Annotated in this window: 14 protein-coding genes and 1 tRNA gene; 12 read left to right on the top strand and 3 right to left on the bottom strand. The window is 52.3% G+C overall.

Annotated elements, in window-relative coordinates; translation table 11 throughout:
* Positions 1 to 89: 89 nt before the first annotated feature.
* From ispB to KF947_RS12960, 12 genes are all read left to right on the top strand, one after another.
* Complete coding sequence (gene ispB, locus KF947_RS13015) at positions 90 to 1,094, top strand: octaprenyl diphosphate synthase (RefSeq protein WP_227404142.1); 1,005 nt, start codon at positions 90 to 92, stop codon at positions 1,092 to 1,094.
* A 100-nt stretch (positions 1,095 to 1,194) separates the two neighbouring features.
* Positions 1,195 to 1,271 (top strand) — tRNA-Pro (locus KF947_RS13010).
* Positions 1,272 to 1,741: 470 nt separating this feature from the next.
* Positions 1,742 to 3,274 carry a type I restriction-modification system subunit M gene (locus KF947_RS13005; protein ID WP_227404141.1) on the top strand — a complete coding sequence of 511 codons (1,533 nt, stop codon included), beginning with the start codon at positions 1,742 to 1,744 and terminating at the stop codon, positions 3,272 to 3,274.
* Between the two features lie 3 nt (positions 3,275 to 3,277).
* Positions 3,278 to 4,528, top strand: coding sequence for a restriction endonuclease subunit S (locus tag KF947_RS13000; RefSeq protein ID WP_227404140.1), 1,251 nt, complete (start codon positions 3,278 to 3,280; stop codon positions 4,526 to 4,528).
* Positions 4,525 to 5,559 (top strand): SIR2 family protein, encoded by a 1,035-nt coding sequence (locus tag KF947_RS12995; RefSeq protein ID WP_227404139.1) that lies wholly within the window; start codon positions 4,525 to 4,527, stop codon positions 5,557 to 5,559. The genes KF947_RS13000 and KF947_RS12995 overlap by 4 nt, the downstream gene beginning before the upstream one ends.
* Complete coding sequence (locus tag KF947_RS12990; RefSeq protein WP_227404138.1) at positions 5,556 to 8,696, top strand: type I restriction endonuclease subunit R; 3,141 nt, start codon at positions 5,556 to 5,558, stop codon at positions 8,694 to 8,696. The genes KF947_RS12995 and KF947_RS12990 overlap by 4 nt, the downstream gene beginning before the upstream one ends.
* 539 nt (positions 8,697 to 9,235) lie before the next feature.
* On the top strand, positions 9,236 to 10,003 hold the full coding sequence (locus KF947_RS12985; protein ID WP_227404137.1) for a hypothetical protein: 768 nt from the start codon (positions 9,236 to 9,238) through the stop codon (positions 10,001 to 10,003).
* Positions 10,004 to 10,398: 395 nt separating this feature from the next.
* Positions 10,399 to 11,580, top strand: coding sequence for an MFS transporter (locus KF947_RS12980; RefSeq protein WP_319796393.1), 1,182 nt, complete (start codon positions 10,399 to 10,401; stop codon positions 11,578 to 11,580).
* Positions 11,581 to 11,805: 225 nt separating this feature from the next.
* Positions 11,806 to 12,204 carry a response regulator gene (locus KF947_RS12975; RefSeq protein ID WP_227404136.1) on the top strand — a complete coding sequence of 133 codons (399 nt, stop codon included), beginning with the start codon at positions 11,806 to 11,808 and terminating at the stop codon, positions 12,202 to 12,204.
* The gene (locus KF947_RS12970; protein WP_227404135.1) at positions 12,188 to 13,840 is read left to right on the top strand and encodes a diguanylate cyclase; all 1,653 of its coding nucleotides are present in this window, start codon (positions 12,188 to 12,190) and stop codon (positions 13,838 to 13,840) included. Before KF947_RS12975 ends, KF947_RS12970 begins: the two co-directional genes overlap by 17 nt.
* 33 nt (positions 13,841 to 13,873) lie before the next feature.
* Positions 13,874 to 15,850, top strand: coding sequence for an ATP-binding protein (locus KF947_RS12965; protein WP_227404134.1), 1,977 nt, complete (start codon positions 13,874 to 13,876; stop codon positions 15,848 to 15,850).
* A complete protein-coding gene (locus tag KF947_RS12960; protein WP_227404133.1) occupies positions 15,847 to 18,852 on the top strand; it encodes a response regulator in 3,006 nt (1,001 codons plus the stop codon). Before KF947_RS12965 ends, KF947_RS12960 begins: the two co-directional genes overlap by 4 nt.
* 17 nt (positions 18,853 to 18,869) lie before the next feature.
* Here KF947_RS12960 and KF947_RS12955 read toward each other — a convergent pair whose 3' ends face one another.
* The 3 genes from KF947_RS12955 to KF947_RS12945 are packed head-to-tail and all read right to left on the bottom strand — an operon-like array spanning position 18,870 to position 23,650.
* The gene (locus KF947_RS12955; protein ID WP_227404132.1) at positions 18,870 to 19,652 is read right to left on the bottom strand and encodes a sulfite exporter TauE/SafE family protein; all 783 of its coding nucleotides are present in this window, start codon (positions 19,650 to 19,652) and stop codon (positions 18,870 to 18,872) included.
* Between the two features lie 21 nt (positions 19,653 to 19,673).
* Positions 19,674 to 21,962 carry an ATP-dependent DNA helicase gene (locus tag KF947_RS12950; RefSeq protein WP_227404131.1) on the bottom strand — a complete coding sequence of 763 codons (2,289 nt, stop codon included), beginning with the start codon at positions 21,960 to 21,962 and terminating at the stop codon, positions 19,674 to 19,676.
* Entirely contained in the window at positions 21,959 to 23,650 is a 1,692-nt protein-coding gene (locus tag KF947_RS12945; RefSeq protein ID WP_227404130.1) for a VRR-NUC domain-containing protein, read from the bottom strand. The genes KF947_RS12950 and KF947_RS12945 overlap by 4 nt, the downstream gene beginning before the upstream one ends.
* Between the last annotated feature and the right edge of the window lie 42 nt (positions 23,651 to 23,692).

Genomic DNA, 23,692 nt, shown 5'->3' with positions numbered 1-23,692 from the left:
GTGTCTTGACGCCTAACAGGCAGCCCCATAGCATGACCACCACTATGGGCGGGACTTACCGCCTCAATCTGCCGCGATGAACGTATCCCATGACCGCTAACGTCTCCTCAGCCCAGCCTGACAGCCCAACGCCTTCACCGCTGCACGCCGTGGTGGCCGATGATTTCGCAGCCGTCAACCGGACAATTGTCGAGCAGCTCAACTCTAAAGTGCCACTGGTTGAAACCATCGGCCAGTACATTACTGAAAGCGGCGGCAAGCGCTTGCGCCCTTTACTGGCGCTACTGGCCGCCCGCTCTCTCAACTACAACGGCGACAAACATATACCGCTGGCCACATTGATTGAGTTTATGCACACCTCCACGCTGCTGCACGATGACGTGGTGGATGAATCGCATATGCGCCGTGGCAAGAAAACCGCCAACGACGCCTGGGGCAATGCACCCTCTGTCTTGGTCGGTGACTTTCTCTACGCCCGCTCGTTTCAGATGATGGTCGATGTGGGCTCGATGCGCATTATGGCGATCCTTTCCGGTGCTACCTGCATCATCGCGGAAGGCGAAGTGCTGCAGTTGACCAACATCGGCAACCCCAGTATCTCCGAAGAGGACTACTTCGAGACCATTTTGGGCAAAACCGCCATGCTGTTTGAAGCGGCTTCCCACAGCGGTGCCGTGCTGGCAGAAGCAACGCCGGAACAGGAGCAAGCACTCCAATATTATGGCCGCTACCTGGGTCTCGCCTTTCAGTTGATTGATGACCTGCTGGATTATCAGGGCGACGCCGATGCCATGGGCAAAAACGTTGGCGACGACCTAGCCGAAGGCAAGCCGACGCTGCCGCTGATTCACGCCATGGAGCAAGGCACCCCGGAACAGGCCAAGCTGATTCGCCAGGTGATTCGCGACGGCGGGCTTGAGCAGCTCGACGCGGTGCTGGAAATTATTCACGCCACCGGCGCACTCGACTATACCCGCCAGCGCGCCGAAGAGATGGCCGATAAAGCTCTGCAGCAGTTGGACACCCTACCGCCCAGCGCCTACCGCGACAGCATGGCCCAGCTGGCCCGCTTAGCGGTTGATCGCCAAGCATAAAAATTGCCAGATCACACCGCCGGGGACTTGAAAAAACACCTCTGGCTAAGTATGATCCACCTCCGTTGTTGAGCACAGATAAGCACTGCTCGGCAACCTTCGGAATATAGCTCAGCTTGGTAGAGCGCTGCCTTCGGGAGGCAGAGGTCGTAGGTTCGAATCCTGCTATTCCGACCAAAAATTCCAGAAAAAACGGCCACTTAGCTAACGCAGCAAGTGGCCGTTTTTTGTTGTGCTTTTTCTAGGTGACATATAGGTGACAACCGTCTCAAGTTCTTGATCTTACCAGGCCTTCCACACTCTGCCGCACATGCTCTACTACTAAAGGAAGGGGCTGTCGATATACATCCATTCTCACTACCTAGCAAAGTGACGGATAGCTCTGCGATACACTTTCTCCCGCCATGCCCCCTCAGGCAAATTTGTTGTCCCAACAAGCTTTCGCCTGAATTTCTACGTAAGCCAAAATATAGCTTAGGCGTATATTCATAAGCCACCCTATATGTTGTTATATTGCCAACCTGAATCGTTAGCCTAATTTAGCTGTTGCAGCAGCATTCGCACTGCCATGGCTGCACTATTGCTAAATCCTATTATTATTTAAATGTCGACGCGCTGTTTGCTATCGTCATAAATTAGGAAATCTAATGTCTGATCTGCGCACTTCCGACCTAGGCTTTGAGGCCGACCTGTTCAAAGCCGCCGACCGACTGCGCGGCAATCTTGAGCCTTCCGAATATAAGCACGTCGTCCTCGGTCTCGTTTTCCTGAAGTATATCTCCGAAGCTTTCGAGTCTTATCACACCGAGCTTGCCCAAGACGAGTACGCTGATCCCGAAGACCCAGAGGAATACCTCGCTGAAAACATATTTTGGGTGCCGATAGAGGCTCGCTGGACCCATTTACGCAATAGCGCACGCGATCCCAATATTGGTAAGATTATTGATGACGCAATGGAGTCGATCGAGCGAGTCCCCGCTAATGAAAAGCTAAAAGGCGTTCTACCCAAGAATTACGCCCGCCCAACGCTGAACAAAGAAATGTTAGGCGATCTGATAGACCTATTCTCCAAGATCGATATGCGTAAGCAGCAGGAGGACGCACGCGACCTCCTGGGCCGTGTTTATGAATACTTCTTGGCGGGTTTCGCCTCTTCTGAAGGCAAGCGCGGGGGTGAGTTCTTTACTCCACGCTCGGTTGTTCGCACATTGGTTTCCATGCTTGAGCCCAAACAGGGCCGCGTTTATGACCCCTGTTGCGGCTCGGGCGGCATGTTCATCCAGTCTGAAAACTTCATCGAAGATCACGGTGGACAGAGGGATGATATTTCGGTTTATGGGCAGGAGATCAATCACACCACTTGGCGGTTGGCGATGATGAACCTTGCCGTTCAAGGGATCGATGCTGAAATCAGATGGAACAACGAGGGCTCATTTATTCGCGATGAACTCCCCGACCTACGTGCCGATCACATCCTAGCCAATCCCCCCTTCAATATCTCAGATTGGGGCGGTGAACGGCTGACTGAAGATGCCCGCTGGAAATTTGGCAAACCGCCCAAAGGCAACGCGAACTACGCCTGGCTGCAGCATATTTTGCACCATTTGACCCCGCGTGGCACGGCGGGCGTGGTACTAGCTAATGGCTCCATGTCGTCCCAGCAATCGGGAGAGGGCGAAATACGTCGCACGATGATCGAGGCCGACAAGGTCGATTGCATGGTCGCTCTGCCGGGGCAGCTGTTCTACTCTACCCAGATTCCCGCTTGCCTATGGATTCTAGCCAACGATAAATCTGCTAATGGGCATCGGGATCGGCGCGGTGAGGTTCTATTCATCGATGCCCGAAACATGGGCCATATGGTTGACCGCGTGCGACGTGATTTCGATGAGTCCGAGATTGAAAAGATTGCAGATACCTATCACCGCTGGCGAGCGAAAGCGCCAAATGAAACGTATAAAGATGAACCCGGCTTCTGCGCCAGCGCCGACTTGGATACGATCCGTGACAAACATGACTTCATCCTGACGCCTGGTCGCTATGTCGGAGCGGCGGATGTGGAAGATGACGGAGTGCCGTTTAAGGAGCGCATCGTCAGTCTTCGAACAGAACTTGATGCTCAGTTCAAACTTAGTCTTGAACTCACAAACAAAATTCGCACTCAAATTTCTGAGGTCTAACTAATGAGCAGTTGGACAGAAGAACCGCTCGAGCTTTGCCTCGAAGCTCTCATCGACTATCGCGGCAAGAGCCCAAAAAAGTCACCCACCGGAATACCAGTGCTATCAGCAAAGGTGGTTAAAACGTCTGGTTTACTGCGCCCAATAGAACAGACAATCTCACCGCAGCACTACAAAGAATGGATGACTCGTGGCCTTCCGCAGCCCGGTGACGTTGTGATGACAACCGAAGCACCAATGGGGGAGGTCATACAGCTTGACGAAGAGACATCCAAGTTTGCGCTTGGCCAGCGAATCGTTTGCCTTCGAGGGAAGCAAGGAAAGTTGGACAACACCTTCCTCCGTTACTTATTAACCTCGCGAGCCCAACAAGATATTTTGGCCAGCCGTGCTACAGGGACAACCGTACTTGGCATAAGTCAAAAGGCTCTTCGCTCAATGCCTATCCGCTTTCCTAAACTATTAGATGAGCAGAAATCTATAGGAATGTTCCTAGTTACACTCGACACCAAAATCGAGTTGAACCAACGGATGAATGAGACGTTGGAGGCTATGGCACGGGCAGTATTTCAGGATTGGTTCGTCGATTTCGGTCCCACCCGCCGCAAGGCCGCAGGCGAAACCGACCCTGTTGCTATTCTCGGCCGACTCTTCCCTGACTCCGCCACAGCCGCCCCTATCGCAGCTCTCTTTCCCAACGACTTCGGTGACGACGGCCTGCCACAGGGTTGGGAGCTTGAACGTGTCGATCAATATCTCGAACTTGCGTATGGCAAAGCTCTAACAAAGAAAAACCGTGTGGATGGCGATTATCCGGTCTACGGCTCTGGCGGCATTATCGGGACACACAATGCTCCTTTAGCAACTGGCCCTGCTATCATAATCGGACGCAAAGGCACCGTCGGCAGTCTCTACTGGGAAGATCGGAATTCCTACGCAATCGATACTGTTTTCTATGTAATACCGAAAACTCGCCTGAGCTTTTTATATTACCTGCTCCAAACCCTAGGGTTAGGGAACATGAACACCGATGCAGCAGTTCCCGGCTTGAATCGAAATAATGTGTACAGGCTTGAGCGTTCATTTGGATGCGATAATACTCGGAAAGCCTTTGCCGACTTGGTTGATCAGTTCCGAGCATTAATCCGTAGCAATTCCGAAGAAAACCAAACCCTTGCTGCCACCCGAGACCTCCTGCTTCCCAAACTCATGTCCGGCGAAATCCGCCTGAAGAATGCGGAGGGCGTGGCATGAGGGGCTATTTAGAAAATCGTTACAAAGATGCCTTAGATGCTGAAGGGCCTATTTTACTAGGTGGAATTGAATACGACAGTTCTGACGTATTTAAAGTGTATGCACCTAACGATTACGAGGCAAAGTTTACCGAATGGCTTGCTGATCATAAAACGGCTGTGCGGCAAAGGGTATCGGAGGAGTTAGAAAGTAACGGTTGCCTACCACGTTTCAATAGATTGGCAGAAAAGCAACTTAACCAACAGATTTTGCCTTTTGTCGGGGCTGGCATGTCAAAGTCGAGCGGCTTTGTGATGTGGCGGCAGTTCATAGAAGATGTTGCGCGAATCGACCTCGCATTACTGAAAACAGTTAAGCGGCTTATAAATGCAGGAGACTATGAAGGCGCAGCCCAATGCATTTGCGAAACCCAAAATGAAAACCGGCTTGCCGAGCAGATAGAGAATTACTTCGACCGTCAGTATTTCGAGGTGCAAGGGCCTGTACAGTTACTTCCTCTTTTTTTTCAGCTGGGCTGCGTAACAACAAATTTCGACCGTGTACTAGAGAAAATATTTGAAGAGAAGGGGCACGAGTTCGTTACGACTTATGCTGGGCAGCAAATCCTAGACGCGCCGCGAAACTCAGCGAATTCTCAACATGCGCTTTTCAAACTACACGGGCACGCTAACTCGGCAAATGGTCGTATCCTAACTACCAACGAGTACGATCAGGCTTATTCAAATGATGCTGCTCTACCTAGATTGATGGAATTTCTGGCTTCAAATCGTAGCTTCCTGTTCCTCGGTAGCAGCCTGAGCATTGATCGAAATATTAAGGCTCTTCAACAAATCAAAGCCGATGCTCCGCTCAACTACTCCCGGCATTACGCTTTTCTACAAGATCCTGGCAAAGCAAGCCGGGAGAGGCGCGCGGCAGAGCTGGAAAAAGCTGAAATCTATCCAATTTGGTATCCGGTTGAAGACCAGGATGTGGATCACGATAAATGGATAGAGGATTATCTCGTAGCTCTTGAAGGTGGCCCGCTATGATAAACGAAGAAGTTGTTGAGCAGGCCGCACTTGAAATTCTACAAGAGCAGGGGTTTACCTATTTGGGCGCGGAAGTGATCGCACCTGATGGTTCAGCGCCAGAACGTAGTTCAAATGGAGAGGTTCTACTGCTCAGACGGCTCGAGGAGGCCATAGCACGTTTAAACCCGACAATCCCTCTAGATGCTCGCGGTGACGCACTTAGGCAGATAACTGGAGTTCAAACTCACAGCTTGATCGAAGAGAATCTGCGAATCCATAAACTCTTGGTCAATGGCATTGATGTTGAGTTTAATACCGGTGATGGCTCGATTCGAGGTGACAAGGTCTGGCTGGTGGATTATAGCGATCCTCAGGCGAACGATTGGCTGGTTACAAATCAGTTCACCGTGATCGAGGGCAAACACAAGCGACGGCCAGATGTGGTGGTTTTCCTAAATGGCATGCCCGTGGCTGTGATCGAGTTGAAAAGTGCCGCCAGCGAGACGGCAACCATTGAGAATGCTTTTGCACAACTGCAGACCTACAAACAGCAAATCCCTTCGCTGTTTCGAACTAACGCGGTGTTGATCAGCTCTGACGGTTTGCTCGCGCGCATCGGTTCACTTACAGCGACTGAGGAGCGCTTCATGCCATGGCGCTCGGTCACTGGCGAGACCGGAGATTTTACGCCTGCTGGTCCCCAGGAAATGGTCACGCTACTGCAAGGCGTATTCGATCAGGAAAGATTTCTGGCCTTGCTGCGTGATTTCACAGTATTTGGTGATACGGGCGAAGGGTCATTTAAAATCATTGCAGGTTATCATCAGTTTCATGGTGCGCGAAAAGCATTATACAGTGCAATTGAAGCCACCTCACCTGAAGGTGACCGCCGTATTGGAGTAATCTGGCATACACAAGGCTCAGGAAAGTCGTTTCTAATGGCGTTCTTCGCTGGACTATTGGTGCGCAACGCAAAACTCAACAACCCCACGCTTATAGTGTTAACGGATCGCAACGACCTGGATGACCAGTTATTTCAGACATTTGCTCTTACTAAAGATTTAATCCGACAAACGCCTGAACATGCTGAGAGCCGCGAAGAGTTGCGAGAGTTGCTAGCGCGACAATCGGGCGGCGTCATTTTCACAACCATGCAGAAATTCTCGCCTGAGAAAGACGAGGAGAGGTTTCCCACTCTTACCGACCGGCGCAATGTGATTGTCATCGCGGATGAAGCACACCGTAGCCAATATGGTCTCAATGCCAAGGTTAATGTCAAAACAGGCGAGCGAAAATACGGCTACGCCCATTACGTACGCCAAGCCTTACCCAATGCGTCTTTTATTGGTTTCACCGGCACACCAATTGAAGCTGCCGATGTGAACACACCAGCAGTTTTTGGTAATTATGTCGATATCTATGACATTACACGCTCAGTCGAAGATAAAGCAACGGTGCCAATTTACTACGAGAGCCGTGTAGCTAGAATCGAACTGGCAGAGGATGAGAAGCCCAAGATCGACGAAGAAATCGCCGCAATTCTTGAGGATGAAACGTTATCTGATCAGGAAAAGGCTAAAGCTAAATGGAGCACTGTAGAAGCATTAGTTGGGGCTGATAAACGCCTTGAACAGATTGCTTCAGATTTGGTGAAACACTTAGAGGCGCGGACAGAGGCGCTGGGCGGTAAAGCCATGGCCGTATGCATGAGCCGCCGAATTTGTGTAGCCCTCTATGACGCAATTGTTGCCCTCCGTCCTGAATGGCATTCAGATGACGACAAAGCAGGCATTATTAAAGTTGTTATGACGGGCTCTGCCTCTGACCCGGCAAGTTGGCAGAACCATATTGGTAACAAAAAACGCCGTGATGATTTGGCAAAGCGCGCGCGCGATCCTGATGACCCATTAAAACTAGTGATTGTGCGTGATATGTGGCTAACAGGGTTCGATGCACCTTGCATGCACACAATGTATGTAGATAAGCCTATGCGTGGCCATGGCTTAATGCAGGCTATCGCCCGTGTTAATCGGGTATTCCGCGATAAGCCCGCTGGATTGGTAGTTGATTATATTGGCATCGCGCAGAACCTTAAAAATGCCTTAGCGCAATACTCAGATGCAGACCGTGAAAGAACCGGCATCGATGAAGAAAAAGCCATCGCTTTGCTTGCTGAAAAGCTTGATGTTGTACGCGCTATGTTCGCTGGCCACGATTACCAAGCTGGACTTGAGGGTATGGCACAGAAGCGACTCAAAGCGCTAGGGGATGCGATAGATTGGATCGTCGGGCAACAGACAAAAGCCGCTCAACGAAAGACGGCTGAAGCCGACAAGAGAAAAGAGCTTTCGCGTTTTCAAGATGCAACGCTTGAGCTTTCACGGGCCTTCGCTTTGGCTTCATCGAGTGACCTGGCAAGTGAAGTCAAAAACGAAGTTGGTTTCCTTCAGGCAGTTCGCGCGGCTATGGCCAAGACCACCGTCAAGGGTAAGCTATCTTCCCAAGCCAAACAGTTTGCTATCGAACAGCTGGTCAACAAAGCAGTGGCAGATGCAGAGATCGTCGATATCCTCAAGGCTACTGGTATTAAAGCACCAGATATTTCGATCTTATCAGATGAATTCCTACTTGAAGTCCAGTCGATGGAGCGCAAAAACCTCGCGCTTGAAGCACTGAAGAAGCTGTTGAATGGCGAGATTAAAAGCAAGGCCAAACACAATGTGGTGGAAAGCCGTGCTTTCAGCGAACGCCTTGAGCAAGCGGTGATTCGCTATCATGCGAACGCCATTTCTACAGTCGATATGATCCAAACCCTTATAGATCTAGCGAAGGATATGAAGGCGTCAGCCGCAAGAGGCGAAGAGGAAGGCCTGTCTGATGAAGAGCTAGCCTTTTACGATGCGCTTGCCCAAAACCAGCATGCCGTTGAAGCAATGGGCAACGATCAGCTTCGGCTAATTGCACATGAATTGTTGGAGCAGGTTCGAAAGAACGCTACCGTGGATTGGCACAAGAAAGAAAGCGCCCGTGCACGAATGCGGATTTTAGTGAAACGTATCCTGAAAAAATACGGCTACCCGCCCGACCTATCACAACAAGCGGTGCAAACTGTGCTTGAGCAAGCGGAAACGATTCTGCGTGAAATTAACAACTAAATAACAGTTTATGTTCGGTGTACGTAGAGGGGATTACAACTGCACAGATATGAGCACCGAACATACTTTAATCCAGTTTAAATGGCAAGAATCGAGCGATACCGAAACGCCAATTACAGATTGGCATAACATAGCAAGCAAGGCCTTATGTACAAACTCAGCCAAGCTTAAAGATGAGGTTATCAATGATATCATTCTCAAAGGAGTTGGATTAGTTTTAATGTCATGGCAATAAGTATCGCTCGATCATATTCAATCGCCAAACAGCAGACTGAATAGATTAAAAATATTGGCCCTCATTAAAATACAATAAAGTCAACATAGAGACTATAAGATGAATATTTTTCTTACCCATAATAATGTTAAACTTTGAAAGTGCGCCTTCTTATCTAGAAGAAGCAATGGGCCACATAAGACAGCAATCAAGAGGCTGAAGAACCTGAAGCACGTTACTTTTTGAACTAAGAGAAAAAGAGTAACTCGCACCCATTCAGACCATTTTAAAGTCTTTGAAAATTTTACTTGGAAATTTATTTATAATGAAAAAAATACAACCTAAGCCAAAAAAATTCTCTTCTAGGTTCCCATCTTTTCCTGGCCCTGATTTCAAACCTCAAAAATGGTGGTTTTGGACACGCAATAGATATATTTATGTGGATACATTGCCTATTAAAACTCCAGGCCAAACTTTCTATTCAGAGCGCCTTGAGCTGAAGATATCAGAAGTACAAGTAGGAGACATTCTAGTTTGTGTGGGGAAACCCGGTTTCATTACACGTAGAATTCAACGCGCTACCAATGGCCCTTTCACACATGCTGCTATCGTAGGCCCTAATAAAATGGCCCACGAGGCGCGAATAGGTGGAGTTAGGCCGCGTTCAATCGAAGACTTAGTTCAAAATTACGTCTACGTAGTTGTCCTGAGTCATCACTTACTTTCGAGAACTAAAAACCAGAATCAATTGATTTTTTTTCTGGAGAAACAAGACTGGAAGTATAGCATTCACAATGCTTTTCGCTCGGGGAAGGATGGAGGATTACTTCCACAAGCACCAAATTTCAACAAACGACCTACATTTTTAAACTCTAAGAACAAAGCTTTGATATGCTCAAGCTATGTTCGTCTTGCTCTGCATGCTTGTAGGGTCTGGGGGTGGGACGAGACAGGCCCTATAACTACGCCCAACGACATCGCTAACACTCCAGACTTTGCAGTTCGAGGTTTACTATCTACCAGCTGGCCGATCATACCGCACCCTCAAGATAGTACTATCACTTTGCACGATGTCCGAAACTGGAAGAAATGAGCGAGGCAACTCCAATAAGTGCCACAAACAAAAAACTACGTTAATATAACTGCCAGATATCGCAATAGTGACTCACAATTTCTGGCAAGGAGAAATTTATAGACAATACTATTACAGCACTTTTCTTTTTAAAATGGCTGTCCCTCTTATGATATGGCTGGCCTCACTGCACGATATCTTTATTTACATAAGTATTTGCTGTACCTTAATAACACTGGTTAAAAAAGATTCAAAAATTGGCAGTTTTTTACTCAGTGAGTATGCTATAGGCAGTTTGGTTCTGATTAACCTTTTATCCATAGTAAAATTATTAGATAGCCTGCTAACAACCATGCTACTATCAGCATTCCCTTGAAAATGCTTAGCCATCAGCTTCACAACGATTTCTAACCAGGATAGCGATCATCAACCGTTTAACCCATACCAAAGCCGTACTGCTATTTGCCAGCACCATGACCGTAATGTCGGGGGCGATTATCGCGCCTGCGCTGCCGGGAATTAGCCGCCATTTTCCTGACCAGCCACAGGTGTTGATTCAACTAATCCTCACTATTCCTGCGCTGATGATTACCCTGTTCAGCCCACTGATGGGGTATCTGGCTGACCGGTTTGGGCGCAAGAAATTGCTGCTAATGATGCTGGGCATCTATGGTTTTGCCGGGGTCGCGGGCTTTTTCATTGATCGCGTGGATCTGCTATTGAGTTCCCGCGCCCTGATGGGGATTGCGGTGGCCGGTATCCTCAGTATCAGTACTACCCTGGTAGGTGATTATTTTGATAGCACCGAGCGCGCCCGCTTTTTGGGGCTACAAAGCAGTTGCATGGCTTTGGGCGGGGTTATTTTTATTAACCTTGGTGGAATACTTTCCGACTGGAGTTGGCGCGGCCCGTTTCTCCTCTACATAACCGGCGTACTTTTGCTTCCCTATGCCTGGGCGGTTCTTCAAGAACCCAAATCCAGCGGAAGCGTAAACGCTGGTGTCATTGATGCGCCAGTGAAGGTGGATTATGGGCGCACCGGCCTTGCCTACCTCATTGCTATGATCAGCATGGCGATGTTTTATATGTTTCCCGCCCAACTCCCCTTTTTGCTCTCTCAGCAGGGCCAGATCAGTGGCATGGCGATCGGCATCGCGCTTTCGATGGCGGCCCTAACGGCCAGTATCGTGGCGTTTTGCTACGGCTACTACAAACCGTTTCTGTCGGTGATGACGATCTATGTTTTAGGGTTCCTGCTGGCGGCCACTGGCTTTTTGATCGTTGGGTTCACCCAGAGTTACGCCATGGCCATTGTGGGTGCGGCGATTTCCGGTTTAGGTCTAGGTGCGTTTATGCCCAACACTACCACTTGGCTGATGCGAATCACTCCGCAGCGAGTGCGGGGCCGGGTATTTGGTGGTTTTACCTCAACCTTCTTTTTTGGCCAGTTTATCTCCCCGGTGGTGGTCGCCCCCACAGTGGTTTGGCTGGAATCCCTACGTAATGTGTTTACCGCGATGGCGCTCGTTTGCTGTCTTTTAGCCGTCGTCCTGATTATTCTGGGCAAAACGACCCTACAGGCAGATAACAAGCTGTAGGCCGACCTTAATTTGCCATTACCAGCCGCTGCTAAATAAAGCGCGTCCGATCGCATCATAATAAAACGTTTCAAAAAAGCTTGGCGGAGCGTGGATCGAGCAAACGTTGATTGCAATAAGCAGCCGCACCATCGCCGCTACTAAAAAAGCATGGCACTTCTAGTATATCGCTCATACAGTGATAGCTTGTGATAAATCCTTTAAAAATCTTGAAGGAGACGCTGCTTGGATACACTAGAAAGAGTCATGTACGTTGAAGACGATGACGATATCCGTTTAGTCGCATGCATGGCGCTGGAGGATGTCGGCGGCTTAACAGTCAAGGCCTGTAGTTCCGGCGAACAAGCATTAAGAGATGTTGAAGCGTTTGCTCCCCAAATGTTTTTACTTGATGTGATGATGCCGGGCATGGATGGGCCTAGCACGCTATTGGAATTAAGCCGCCAAGGCTATATCACCGAAGCAACAGCGGTGGCCTTCATGACGGCTAAAGTTCATCCTGAAGAGATCGCGCGTTATAAGAAGCTCGGGGCCACAGACGTCATAGCAAAGCCATTTGACCCCATGACGCTCGCTGACGAGGTTCGCTCAATCTGGAAGGCATTTAATGGCCGACTCAACTAACCCCCAAACCTTCGCTGCCCGGCTGGAAAAGCTAGCTGCTGCCTACTCAAAACGTCTTGCTGATGATTTTAGTCATCTCACGATGCTCGCTGGTCAGCTCGAAGAAGACCCGTCGTGTACACAATCCCTTCAGCAATTACATGCCGCCTTGCACTCGCTGGCAGGTTCTGCAGGTACCTTCGGCTTCGTGCAGCTTGGGCGTCAGGCCAGAGAGCAGGAGCTGCAGGTAGCACAAAACCTGGAGCAATCTTGCAATGACAAACAGCCACTGCCTGTTTTTGAATGGATTACAGCGTTACAAAAAGCGCTTAAAACGGATGAAAGCAAAAAATCGGCTATCCGCATAGAGACTTCCAGGGCAGAAAGCGTTGGCGGAGAGCCGGTCATCTGGCTGGTAGAGCGCGATACCATGTTGGCAGAATATATGGTTCAACAACTGCACAGCTTCGGATTTCATATCCGCCATTTGCTTAATGCAGAGGCGCTCGCTCACGACAAAAACTCATCGCCTGATTTGCTCTTAATCGACCATCGTGCCTCCCATCTAGGGGCCCTCAGAGCTGATCCTGTCACCTTCTGGCAACAGCATTTAAAAGACTTTACCTGCCCGGTTCTCTTTATCGGGAGCGAGGAAAGCTTCACGGCGCGCCTCAACGCCTTACGTAGCGGAGGACAGAGCTATTTCGTCAAACCCTTGGATATGATCAATCTGGCCTCCTATATGGCGCAATTGATTAAAACCAAAGATACCGTGCCCGAGCGGGTGATGATTGTCGAAGACGACGAGGAATTGGCTCAGCACCTTCAAGGCGTGTTGGTAGAGGCTGGCATGCACGTGACAGTGCTTGATCGTGCCGATGCGTTATTCGAGGCGATGCATGATGCGAACCCTGAACTGATTTTGATGGATCTCTGGTTGCCTGACGTTACCGGCACAGAGATGGCGGCCCTTTTAAGGCAAGTGGAACAATGGGCTCAGGTGCCCATTGTGTATCTTTCGAGCCACTTCAATTCAGAGCTACGCGACCAGGCATTATTAAAGGGGGGCGATGCGTTTCTGGAAAAGCCCATTGATCCCGACCTTCTCATCAACCTATGCCGCTCCCGGGTAAAGCAACGACGTAAGCTGGAAGATACCCAAAACCGAGACAGCCTTACCGGTCTGTTGAAACACGCCAGCATCAAAGAGGCGCTGGACTACCAATGGCAGTTGACTCAACGAAAACCGCAACCTTTCAGCGTGGTCATGCTCGATATCGACCACTTCAAGGCCGTTAACGACACCCATGGACATGCCATGGGGGACGTCGTCATTGCAGCGGTAGGCACCCTGCTGCGCCAACGTTTCCGGAGTACCGACCGACTAGGCAGATACGGTGGAGAAGAGTTTACGTTGGTACTGGTTGATTGCACCGCTGACCACGCCGAGCGCATGGTGAATAACCTGCGCGAAGACTTTGCTGCTATTCAGTTTACCGGCGGCGGCAACCCGTTTGCCTGCACCTTGTCGGCGGGCGTGGTAGACAATCAGCACTTTCCTGATGACACCGCCGAGTCTCTGCTTAACCGAGCTGATCAAGCGCTTTACCAAGCCAAGAACAGTGGCCGCAACCGTGTCTGTTTGGCGATAGATTAGCATCAAAAGCGATGTGACCGTTGAGGTAGAACAATGATAACGCCACCGACCCCGGATAACGAAAATGAACGTCAGCGCGCCCTTGATGCAACCGGATTGCTGAATAGCGGCCCGGTGGAGCGCTTTGATCGCCTAACGCGCCTTGCCCGACAGTATTTCTCAGTGCCCATTGCCCTTGTCTCATTAATTGACCACGAGCGGCAGTGGTTCAAGTCACGTCAAGGGCTCGATGCTGAGGAAACGCCGCGTAACCTATCCTTTTGCGGTCACGCCATTCTGTCCAGCTCGCCATTGATCGTCGAAAATGCACTGGAAGATCCCCGCTTTGCCACCAACCCCCTAGTGACCGAGGCACCTAAGATACGCTTTTACGCGGGCGCGCCGTTACATACCGTCGACGGCTATCGCATTGGCACACTGTGCCTGATCGATGTTCAACCGCGAACCTTTTCAGCAGAACAGATCGGTATGTTGGTCGATCTAGCGGCAACGGCGGAAGAGCTGATACAAGTCGACGAAATCAGCCAACAATCATACTTAAGCCTTGAATCTGAATTGAGAACCAGCCGTGAACGGCTGACAAAGCTAGTGGCCCAACTGCCAGGTACGATCTATCAGTTTCGCCGTTTTCCTGACGGCCACATGACGTTTCCATTCAGCTCACCGCAAATTCAACAACTGTATGGCATCACCCCCGCGCAGGCCGCAGAGGATGCTACCCCGGCCTTTGAGCGGATTCATCCCGATGATCTCGACGCCATCAGTGCGTCTATCGAACACTCAGCCAACACACTGGAAGACTGGACGGCAACGTTTCGTGTTGCGCGCCAGGAAAACGACTATCGCTGGATTACGGGCCAAGCCAAACCAGAACGCCTTATCGATGGCAGCACCTTATGGCATGGTTACCTGCAAGATATTCATGAACAGGAACTGGCACGCCTTTTCTTAGGGAAAAGTGAAGCCCGCTTACGGGGGCTGTTCGAATTTTCTCCCATCGGTATTGCCCTCAATGATATGGCCACCGGGCAGTTTATCGATTTAAATGACGCCTTACTCTTACCCACGGGTTATACCCGCGATGAGTTTGTTTCATTGAGCTATTGGGACGTCACCCCGATAGAGTACCAACCCGCAGAAGAGCAAGCGCTTTTAAGCTTAAAGTCGACGGGACGCTACGGCCCTTACGAGAAAGAGTATGTCCGCAAGGATGGCAGCCGTTATCCCGTCCGCTTGCAAGGCATGCTCAGCCAGGAACAGGATGGGCGACAGGTGATCTGGTCATTGATAGAAGACATCACCGAGCGCCGCAAATTGGATAAAATGAAAGATCAGTTTATTGCTACCGTTAGCCACGAATTGCGAACCCCGCTTACGTCGATTAAAGGCTCACTGGGGTTACTGAACGGTGGTGCCGCAGGCCCCCTACCCAGCAAAGCTCAGGCGCTGCTAAGCACCGCTGAACGCAACGCTCAACGCTTGTTCGTATTGATTAATGATTTATTAGACATGGAAAAACTGGTGGCTGGCAAAATGCCCATGAACCTGAGCATGCAGTGGCTAGCCCCGTTACTTGATGAGATCATTGAGTCCATGGACGGCTATAGCAAGCAGCACCAAGTTTCTATTCCAACACCTCACGAATGGCCTCGCGTTCAGGTTAATGTTGACGCTCCTCGCTTGGCACAAGCACTCTCTAACTTGTTATCCAATGCAATTAAATTTTCCCCCCAAGGCGAAGCTGTTGAGGTTCAAGTTAAGCCTTATGCCAACACCGTCGAAATTTCCGTTTGCGACCACGGCCCGGGGATTGATCCGATATTTCGCGCTCAGTTGTTTCAGCGTTTTTCTCAAGCTGACGGCAGTGATACCCGAAAGCTACCCGGAACGGGGCTTGGGCTGGCGATTAGCCAGGAAATTTGCCAGCAAATGGGCGGAGAAGTCGGCTACCGCGAAGCGATAGGTGGCGGAGCCAACTTTTTTATTGTATTGCCAAGGGTATTATCATGATAAAAGCACCGCTAAGCGTGCGAATTGTCCTACTCGTGCTAGTCACGAGTGGCATCCTGGTCGGCGGCATGTTAGCAACGGTTTACCAGTTAATGGTCTCCGATTACGAAGCATTGGTCGCTGAGCGAGAAACAGCGGTCATAAAGCGCGTAGCCTCCGAGCTGGAGTTATCAAATCAAAAACGTTTGCTGGGATTGGAGGCCTTCGCCACCCGCTTAGTTACCGATGACGGACAGCTACTTGACGACGACGCACTGCAATCGCTGCTGCAGAAGTCTTCTGTTGCCAGCGAGCTGTTCCCGGATGGCTTGCTGGTGCTTGATGCAGAGGCCACTGCTGTTGCAGAAGATCAATATTCACCGGGGCGTTTGGGCACCAATTACGCCGACCGCCCTCACTTTCAACTTGCCCGGCAAACCCAACAGGCAGTGATTTCTGAGCCGATTTTGGGGCGTACCACCGGGCTGCCGTTGCTCTCATACTTGCAACCGATTGTGGCTGAGAGTGGCGATCTTATCGGCTATGCGGGCGGTCTACTGAATCTTGCCAATACGCCCCTCGTCGACACAGGGAGCGTCATTGAGAGCGACCCAAGCACAGTTACCCTGATCATTGACCCTCAACACCGCCTGTTTGTATCAATGCAAGAGCGCTTCGACAGGCCCGAACCTCTGCCCGATGAAGGCGCTGATGCCTTAGTCGACGCGGCACTATCGCTCAGCCCTGCGGGCAGCATCGTTGAGTATCAGCAAGAGTCCTACCTAGTGGCTAGCCGGCAGTTGGACTCTCCCGGCTGGATCATCCTGCGGGCGCTGCCTTACAGTGAGGCCATAGCCCCAGCGCAGGCATCTTTTCGCCATTTTCTGCTTATCGCGCTGATTGCTATGACCATCGTGGGCTTAGCGGGGGCATGGATTGCACGCAGCCTAACGCAGCCCATAGAAAGAATAACCCGCCGTATTGAGCATATGGCTGATAATGCACGCTTTGATAGTGATTTCCAGGAAAAGGGCGGCCCGGAGGTAACTGCATTAGCCCACGCGATGAACCGCTTAGCCAATGAGCGCAAAGCGGCGGATATGGCCATTTATAAAGCCGAGCGATTTTTATCCAGTGTGCTTGAGTCCGCGTCGGAAGTATCAATTATTGCGACCGATACTACCGGGATAATCACTGCATTTAATAAAGGTGCCGAGAATATGCTCGGTTATAGCCACCAAGAGATGGTCGGCAAACAGACCCCCGCCATATTGCACCTGAAAGAGGAGGTGGATGCTCGGTCGGCACAACTAACCACTGAGCTAGGCCATTCCGTTGAGGGTTTTAGAGTATTTGTGGAGAAAGCCGAACAACGTGGATCAGAAAAACGCGAGTGGATCTACGTTCACAAAGATGGCCACCAGATCCCCGTATCAATGGTAGTCACGGTCATGCGCGACAGTGCCGGAGAGATTAATGGTTACGTGGGTATTGCTGAAAACATTACCGAGCGGAAACGCGCCGACCAGATTAAAAATGAGTTTATATCGACGGTTAACCATGAACTGCGTACGCCGTTAACATCCATCTCCGGTGCGCTGGGCTTGATGGTCGGCGGTAATGTTGGTGAGTTGCCTGAAAAAGCCCGGACACTGCTGGCTACCGCCCATAGAAACAGCAAGCGTTTGACTCACTTGATTAACGATTTGCTGGATATCGAAAAAATCGCCGAAGGTAAACTGCATTTCGATATGCAGGTTCATGCAGTAATGCCCTTGCTCGAACAGGCCCTGGAGGCGAACCAGCACTATGGAAGCAACCGGGATATTACGCTGTCATTGGCGGGTAATGCGTCAAATGCGCTGATCAATGTTGATAACCAGCGCTTAATGCAGATACTGGCCAATTTGTTATCCAATGCGATCAAGTTTTCTCCCCAGGGGGGCGAGGTGATCCTCGCGGTGGAGACAACGAAAAGCAAGGTAAGTATCAGCGTTATTGACAGCGGGCCAGGCATTGCCAACGCGTTTCGTAAACAAATATTCCAGCGTTTTGCCCAAGCGGATGCCTCGGATTCCCGTGCTAAAGAAGGCACTGGCCTTGGCTTAGCCATCACGCGTGAACTGGTGGAACACATGGGGGGGCGGATTGATTTTGAGTCCACCGAAGGCAACGGATCACGCTTTTTCTTTGAACTACCGTTAGTACAAGCGGCAGAGCAAGATACTTGGCAACTGGAAGGTATCACTGACCATCAGGAAGCTCCCCGCATTTTAGTGGTCGAAGATGATAAAGACGTCGCCAAACTGCTGAGTATCATGCTCAACGATGCCGGGTACCAAGTCGATACTGCATCGACTGGCGCAGAGGCACTGAACCGCCTGAAGCAAACGCATTACGACCTTATTAGCCTGGATTTGATGCTACCCGATACCGATGGCCTAGATATTATCCGTCTGCTGCGCCAACAGCCAGACACCGCTGACATACCGATAGTCGTGGTCTCGGCAAAAATGGAACAGGGTCGTTTAGCTATCAACGGCGATGCAACAAACATTGACTGGCTGGCTAAACCGATCGATCAGCAACGACTCATCGGCATAATCCAGCAACAATTATCCGAAAAGTACGAGCACCGTCCACACGTACTTCACATCGAAGATGACAGCGACTTACATGAAGTGGTTTGTGCCATGGCCGGTGATCACTTTTCTTTTGAAGCTGCCTATACGGTGCAAGAGGCGCGCACACGCCTGAAGCAGGGGTCATTTGACGTCGTACTCCTTGATATCGGGCTGCCGGATGGATCGGGATGGGAGTTAGTTGCTGACATTCGCGCTTGCCAGCCTGACGCTAAATTGGTCATCCTTTCCGGAGCCGATATGACAAAGCAACAACATGGGCAAGTCGAAGCTGTTTTGCTTAAATCACGGCTATCCAAAGAGACATTGATTAATGGAATCAATGCGCGTATTCAATCGTTCCGCTCGACCAAGCAGCCACCCACAAACCCTGCTAGTTAAGTGCTTACATGGTTTAGTTACCCTGGCGGGTGAATCAACCCCGCCACGCTGACCAAAATCAGCACCGCGCCCAGCACACGGAAGAACAGCCCGGTATCCGCATTGAGCATATAGCGGTGGGCTTTCTCGCCTGCCAGATGGCCAATAAAAGCGCAGGGTAGCAGCCACAGCTGGTGGATTAACTGCAGATCCACGCCTGCAATCAAGAACGAGACCATCTTGATCACCACCAGGATAAACCACAGCACAAACATGGTATCCCGCAGTTGCTCTTTGGCCACGTGAGTGGCGAACACCGCCACAATCAACGGCGCGCCAATCAGCGAGGTACCGCTGACATAGCCGCCGAGTGCCAGCAGCACGTAGTCCACGTACTTGTTCTTACTCTTAAAGGGCTTGTTCAGCACATAGCCAATGGCATAGATGATCACAATGCCGAAAATGATACTGGTCATGACCTGCGCGGGCAGCGTTAACAGCCCTACCACCCCGATCAGTTTGGGGATGATCATGATTTTCAAGGCTTTGGTTAAATACCCCCAATCGATATTACTCTCTGGCGATGTGGTGCCCACGCCCGCTTTCTGCAATTGGCGGTGCCCGCTCCAGGCGATCCAACTGGAGAAAATCAGCAGGTGAATGGCAATAATCGGCAAGAACACCAGTGGCTCATTGACCACTAAAAGTAGGAAAGGCAGCGCCAGCACGGCGCCGCCAAAGCCCAGGCTAGTTCGCACAAAACCGCTCCAGGCGAAAATTAGCCCAATCAGCGCATACTGGTACCAAAGTAGATCTGTCATGGCTCGCGTTAAGGTTCTCAATTAGGGAGTGGGGTTGCCCAGCGACCACCAGCGTGGCAATAGCGCGCGCACACTGGCCTGGGCAAAACGATCATCCATTAATACCACAACCCCTTGATCTTCTGGACTACGAATAACGCGGCCTGCGGCTTGCACCACTTTGATCATGCCGGGAATGCGGTAGGTGTAATCGTCGCCCTGGCCAAAGCGTGCGGTTAAGCGTGCTTTGAGTGCTTCGTTAAAGTCGTTAAACGGTGGCAGCCCCAGGGTGGCGATAAAAGCACCGATCAACTGATCGCCAGGCAGGTCGATACCTTCCGCAAAGGCACCGCCCAACACCGCAAAGCCGATGCCTTCTCCGCCGGGCGCAAAGCGCGCCAGAAACGCTTCGCGCTGCGCTTCCGGCATCCCGCGGGTTTGGCTGAACACAGGCACTTCCGGGTGCACCTCGCGAAATCGCGCCAGCGCTGCTTCCAGGTAGGCAAAGCTGCTGAAGAACGCTAAATAGTGGCCGGGCTTGCGCTGATACTGCTGCACCATGGTCGCGACGATAGGATCGATCGAAGCCTCTCGATCACGATAGCGCGTCGAGATATCGCTGCGTATTCGCACCTCAAGCTGACGCGCAGCAAAGGGGGAGGCAACTTCACGCCATACCGTGTTCTCCGGCAGGCCGAGGAGATCCCGATAGTAGTGAGCAGGGGTTAGCGTTGCCGAAAATAGCACGCTTGTACGGGCTGCTTTAAACCGCGGGGCCAGAAAATCGGCGGGTATCAGATTGCGGAGACCCAGCACCGCTCGCCCACGGCCGTAGCGGGTAAGGTCACACAGGGAGTGCTCACCAAAGTGCTCTGCCAGGCGGCAAAACGCTAGCGCTTCAAATAACACTTCCTGGAGCTCCAAACTGGCGTCTTCGGGGTGCTCACCCAAGTGATCGGTAATCGCAGCGCCGACCTGCTGGGCAGCGGTTACCAGCTTTTCGGGCAGCGCCGTGAGCAGGCGGTAGGCCGGGCGTCTCAGCTCGCCCTGTTCCTCAATCCCCGCATCTCCAATCACCGCCTGCCACTGGCGGGCCAAACGACCCAAGGGTCGAGAGAGCGGCTTTGGGGCAGCGCGACGCACGCGATTGAAACGCTGCTGATCGAGCTCGGCGCTGTACATGCCGCGGGCGCGCTCAATCAGATTATGTGCTTCGTCGACCAGCACGCCCGTGCGCCAATCGTTGGCTTGGGCCAAACCGTGCAGCAGCGCGTGGCTATCGAACCAGTGATTGACGTCGCCGACGATCACATCGGCCCAGCGCGCCAGCTCCTGACCCAGGTAATACGGGCACACGTCATGGGCCAACGCCACTTCGCGCAACGCGTCACGATCCAGCCATGCCTGCTCTACTGCCGCTTGGCGAGCCGCGGGCAGGCGATCGTAAAAGCCTGCGGCCAATGGGCACGACTCACCGTGGCAGGCGCGATCTGGGTATTCGCAGGCTTTCTCCCGCGCCACCAGTTCCAGCACCCGCAGAGGAAGTGTTTCATCACTATTGCGCAGTGTAGCCAGGGCATCTAACGCCAAACGGCGGCCAGGGGTTTTCATGGTCAGAAAAGCGATGCGATCGAGCTGCTGGCGGGGCATGGCCGAGAGCATGGGAAACAGCGTGCCCAGCGTTTTGCCGATGCCCGTGGGCGCCTGGGCGAGCAGGCAGCGCCCGGTGCTGGCAGCTTTGTAAACGTCTTCGGCGAGTTCGCGCTGGCCGGGGCGAAACGTAGCATGGGGAAAGCGCAGGGTCTGCAGGCGACTATTGCGATCCTGACGGTGCCCGGCCTCCTGTTCTGCCCAGGCAAGAAAGCGTTGGCACTGCTCGACGAAGAAGGCCTGGAGTTCATCGGCAGTGGCTTCCCGACTGATCAGGGTCTCTTTGCCGCTGGCAATATCCAAATAAACCAACGTCAAGGTAACCTGTTCCAACGCACGCTCAGCACATAGCAGCGCGCCGTAGACTTTTACCTGCGCCCAGTGGAGGGCACGCTGATTATCCGCCATGCGCTCCAGGCTGCCACGGTGGGTCTTGACCTCTTCCAGGCGGTTGGCCACCGGGTCATAACCATCGGCGCGGCCGGTGACGGTTAGCCCTTCAAAGGCGCCGGTCAGCGGCAATTCGGCGATATAGTCTGCCCCGCGTCGGCTGGCTACAAGGGTGTGCCCTTCTATGCCTTCGCGCGCGCTGGGGGCCGGGGTAAAGCGGTGATCGAGATCACCCTCCCGAGCAGTGAAGTCGCACAGCGCCCGCACCGCCACGCGATACTTCGCGATCATGACTCAGGCTCATCGCTGGCGACCCAGCGCACGTAACATACCGCGACGGGCATCCCATGGCTGTGAAAGAACTTAAGCCAGCGGCGTTGGTTATCCTGCAGCCGATCGCCGGGGCCTTTGACCTCAATCATCCGATAGCGTGGCTCGCCAACGGGCGCATCGGGCATAAATTGAATTAAATCCGGCAGTCCGGCCCGGTTGGCTTTCAAATCACCCAGCAACCGCCCAAAGCAGCGCTTTAAGTGCTCAGGCGGAATGCACGTCAACGCCAGCTCAACCAGCGGTTCATCGACAATCGCCCAGTGCACAAAGGGAGACGCCAGGCCGTGTTTCTCCCGCCAAGTCGCCCGAATCACCTCTTGATAGCTGCCGTCGTTCAGGTGTGCCAGGCAGGCATCGAAGGTGTCTTGCCGCCGCGCCACAAAATCGTCGCGGTATAAATCCGCCGGGCCATTGTGGAAAGGATGGAAAAAGGCCCCTGGCAGTGGGGCGAAAATCGCTGGCCAGCAGAGCAAACCAAACAGCCCGGTCAGCAGCGCGTTTTCCACGTAGTAGACCGGCGTCCCAGGCTCGCTGAGTGCCTCGACCACGGCGCGTTCAACCCACTGCGGCCCAGGCAATAATAAGTCCCACCGCTCATGGGCGGGTTCGGGGTCGCTCGGCTCAGCAGGCAATTTAAGTCGCCGTCGCAAGCGGGGTAGAATCCGCGCCAGCGCCTGGTGCTCGGTTTCGTTGGGACTGCTATTAAGCGCTTGGGTCGCCAGCTCAAAGGCCGCAGGGTGTTCCCCTTGGCGCTCCAACACACGTAGCTGCCGAACGCGCGCCTGACTACTGGCGGACTCGCTATACAGCGTCATCGCTAGCGCTGCGTCTCCGCTACGCTCTGCTACTCGGCCCAACTGGAGCAGTAACCGCGCGCGCCGTGTGGCCAGCCAGCGGTTATCCGCAGGCGGTGGCACTTCAGGGAATAGATCGGCGGGCAACTCGCCGTTGTCCAGACGTTGGCGCAGACGATGGAGCGCTAAGTAGGTGTCCACTTCCTGGCGCGACTGGAACGCGCGGGACTGCGGGGTAAAAGGCACCGACTCGAAACGCTGGAGGCCAAGCTCGGTCAAAACGAACTCGGCCCAATCCTGGCGCAGGTTGCCAAAGAACATCAGCCGCAGCCGGTCGCAGGTTTCCATGACCGTTAGCCGCAGAATTGGATCGTTTGCCTCGGGCCACCACTGGCATAACCGCTTGGGTTCATTGAGTGGGCTTGCCAGCGTGTCGTAGAGCACGGTTTTGGCGCTAGAGGCACTCAGCCCGGCGGCGCGTATATCCGCCGCCAACGCCTGGCGTAACTCGGCCAAGCGTAGCTGGTTAAACAGCTCATCGACGCTAAGCGCCGGGTCGCTATCGACCCAGCCAAGCGCGATCAAGGGCGCCATCGCTTCGGCGCTGTCACCTACCTCGGCATAACTGAGCTTGCTGAGCCGAAACAGCTCCCCCTTGCGCATTACCATGCGTACCAAGAGCGCTTGAGAGGCCTGCGCCAAGCTCTCAAACTGTTCAACAAAAGCGAGTTCGTCTGCTGCAAGCAGATCAGCGTGGCGCTCCCCCACCCAGGCCAAAACGAAGCGGAAGTTCGTTAAGTAATAGAAGGGGTCATCAAGGGAGGCGGTAGGTGTCTCGAAAGCACTGTTCATTTATCCATTGTATCAGTGCGACGCTATTTTGACAGTCTCGCC

It is taken from the genome of Halomonas sp. FeN2, assembly GCF_020595105.1.
Classification (GTDB): domain Bacteria; phylum Pseudomonadota; class Gammaproteobacteria; order Pseudomonadales; family Halomonadaceae; genus Vreelandella; species Vreelandella neptunia.
This window is presented reverse-complemented; position numbering and strand designations above follow the sequence as displayed.

Excerpts from the sequence above, each read along its gene's own strand:
- ispB (WP_227404142.1), top strand. The coding sequence starts at position 90 with ATGACCGCTAACGTCTCCTCAGCCCAGCCTGACAGCCCAACGCCTTCA.
- KF947_RS13005 (WP_227404141.1), top strand. The coding sequence starts at position 1,742 with ATGTCTGATCTGCGCACTTCCGACCTAGGCTTTGAGGCCGACCTGTTC.
- KF947_RS13000 (WP_227404140.1), top strand. The coding sequence starts at position 3,278 with ATGAGCAGTTGGACAGAAGAACCGCTCGAGCTTTGCCTCGAAGCTCTC.
- KF947_RS12995 (WP_227404139.1), top strand. The coding sequence starts at position 4,525 with ATGAGGGGCTATTTAGAAAATCGTTACAAAGATGCCTTAGATGCTGAA.
- KF947_RS12990 (WP_227404138.1), top strand. The coding sequence starts at position 5,556 with ATGATAAACGAAGAAGTTGTTGAGCAGGCCGCACTTGAAATTCTACAA.
- KF947_RS12985 (WP_227404137.1), top strand. The coding sequence starts at position 9,236 with ATGAAAAAAATACAACCTAAGCCAAAAAAATTCTCTTCTAGGTTCCCA.
- KF947_RS12970 (WP_227404135.1), top strand. The coding sequence starts at position 12,188 with ATGGCCGACTCAACTAACCCCCAAACCTTCGCTGCCCGGCTGGAAAAG.
- KF947_RS12965 (WP_227404134.1), top strand. The coding sequence starts at position 13,874 with ATGATAACGCCACCGACCCCGGATAACGAAAATGAACGTCAGCGCGCC.
- KF947_RS12960 (WP_227404133.1), top strand. The coding sequence starts at position 15,847 with ATGATAAAAGCACCGCTAAGCGTGCGAATTGTCCTACTCGTGCTAGTC.
- KF947_RS12955 (WP_227404132.1), bottom strand. The coding sequence starts at position 19,652 with ATGACAGATCTACTTTGGTACCAGTATGCGCTGATTGGGCTAATTTTC.
- KF947_RS12950 (WP_227404131.1), bottom strand. The coding sequence starts at position 21,962 with ATGATCGCGAAGTATCGCGTGGCGGTGCGGGCGCTGTGCGACTTCACT.
- KF947_RS12945 (WP_227404130.1), bottom strand. The coding sequence starts at position 23,650 with ATGAACAGTGCTTTCGAGACACCTACCGCCTCCCTTGATGACCCCTTC.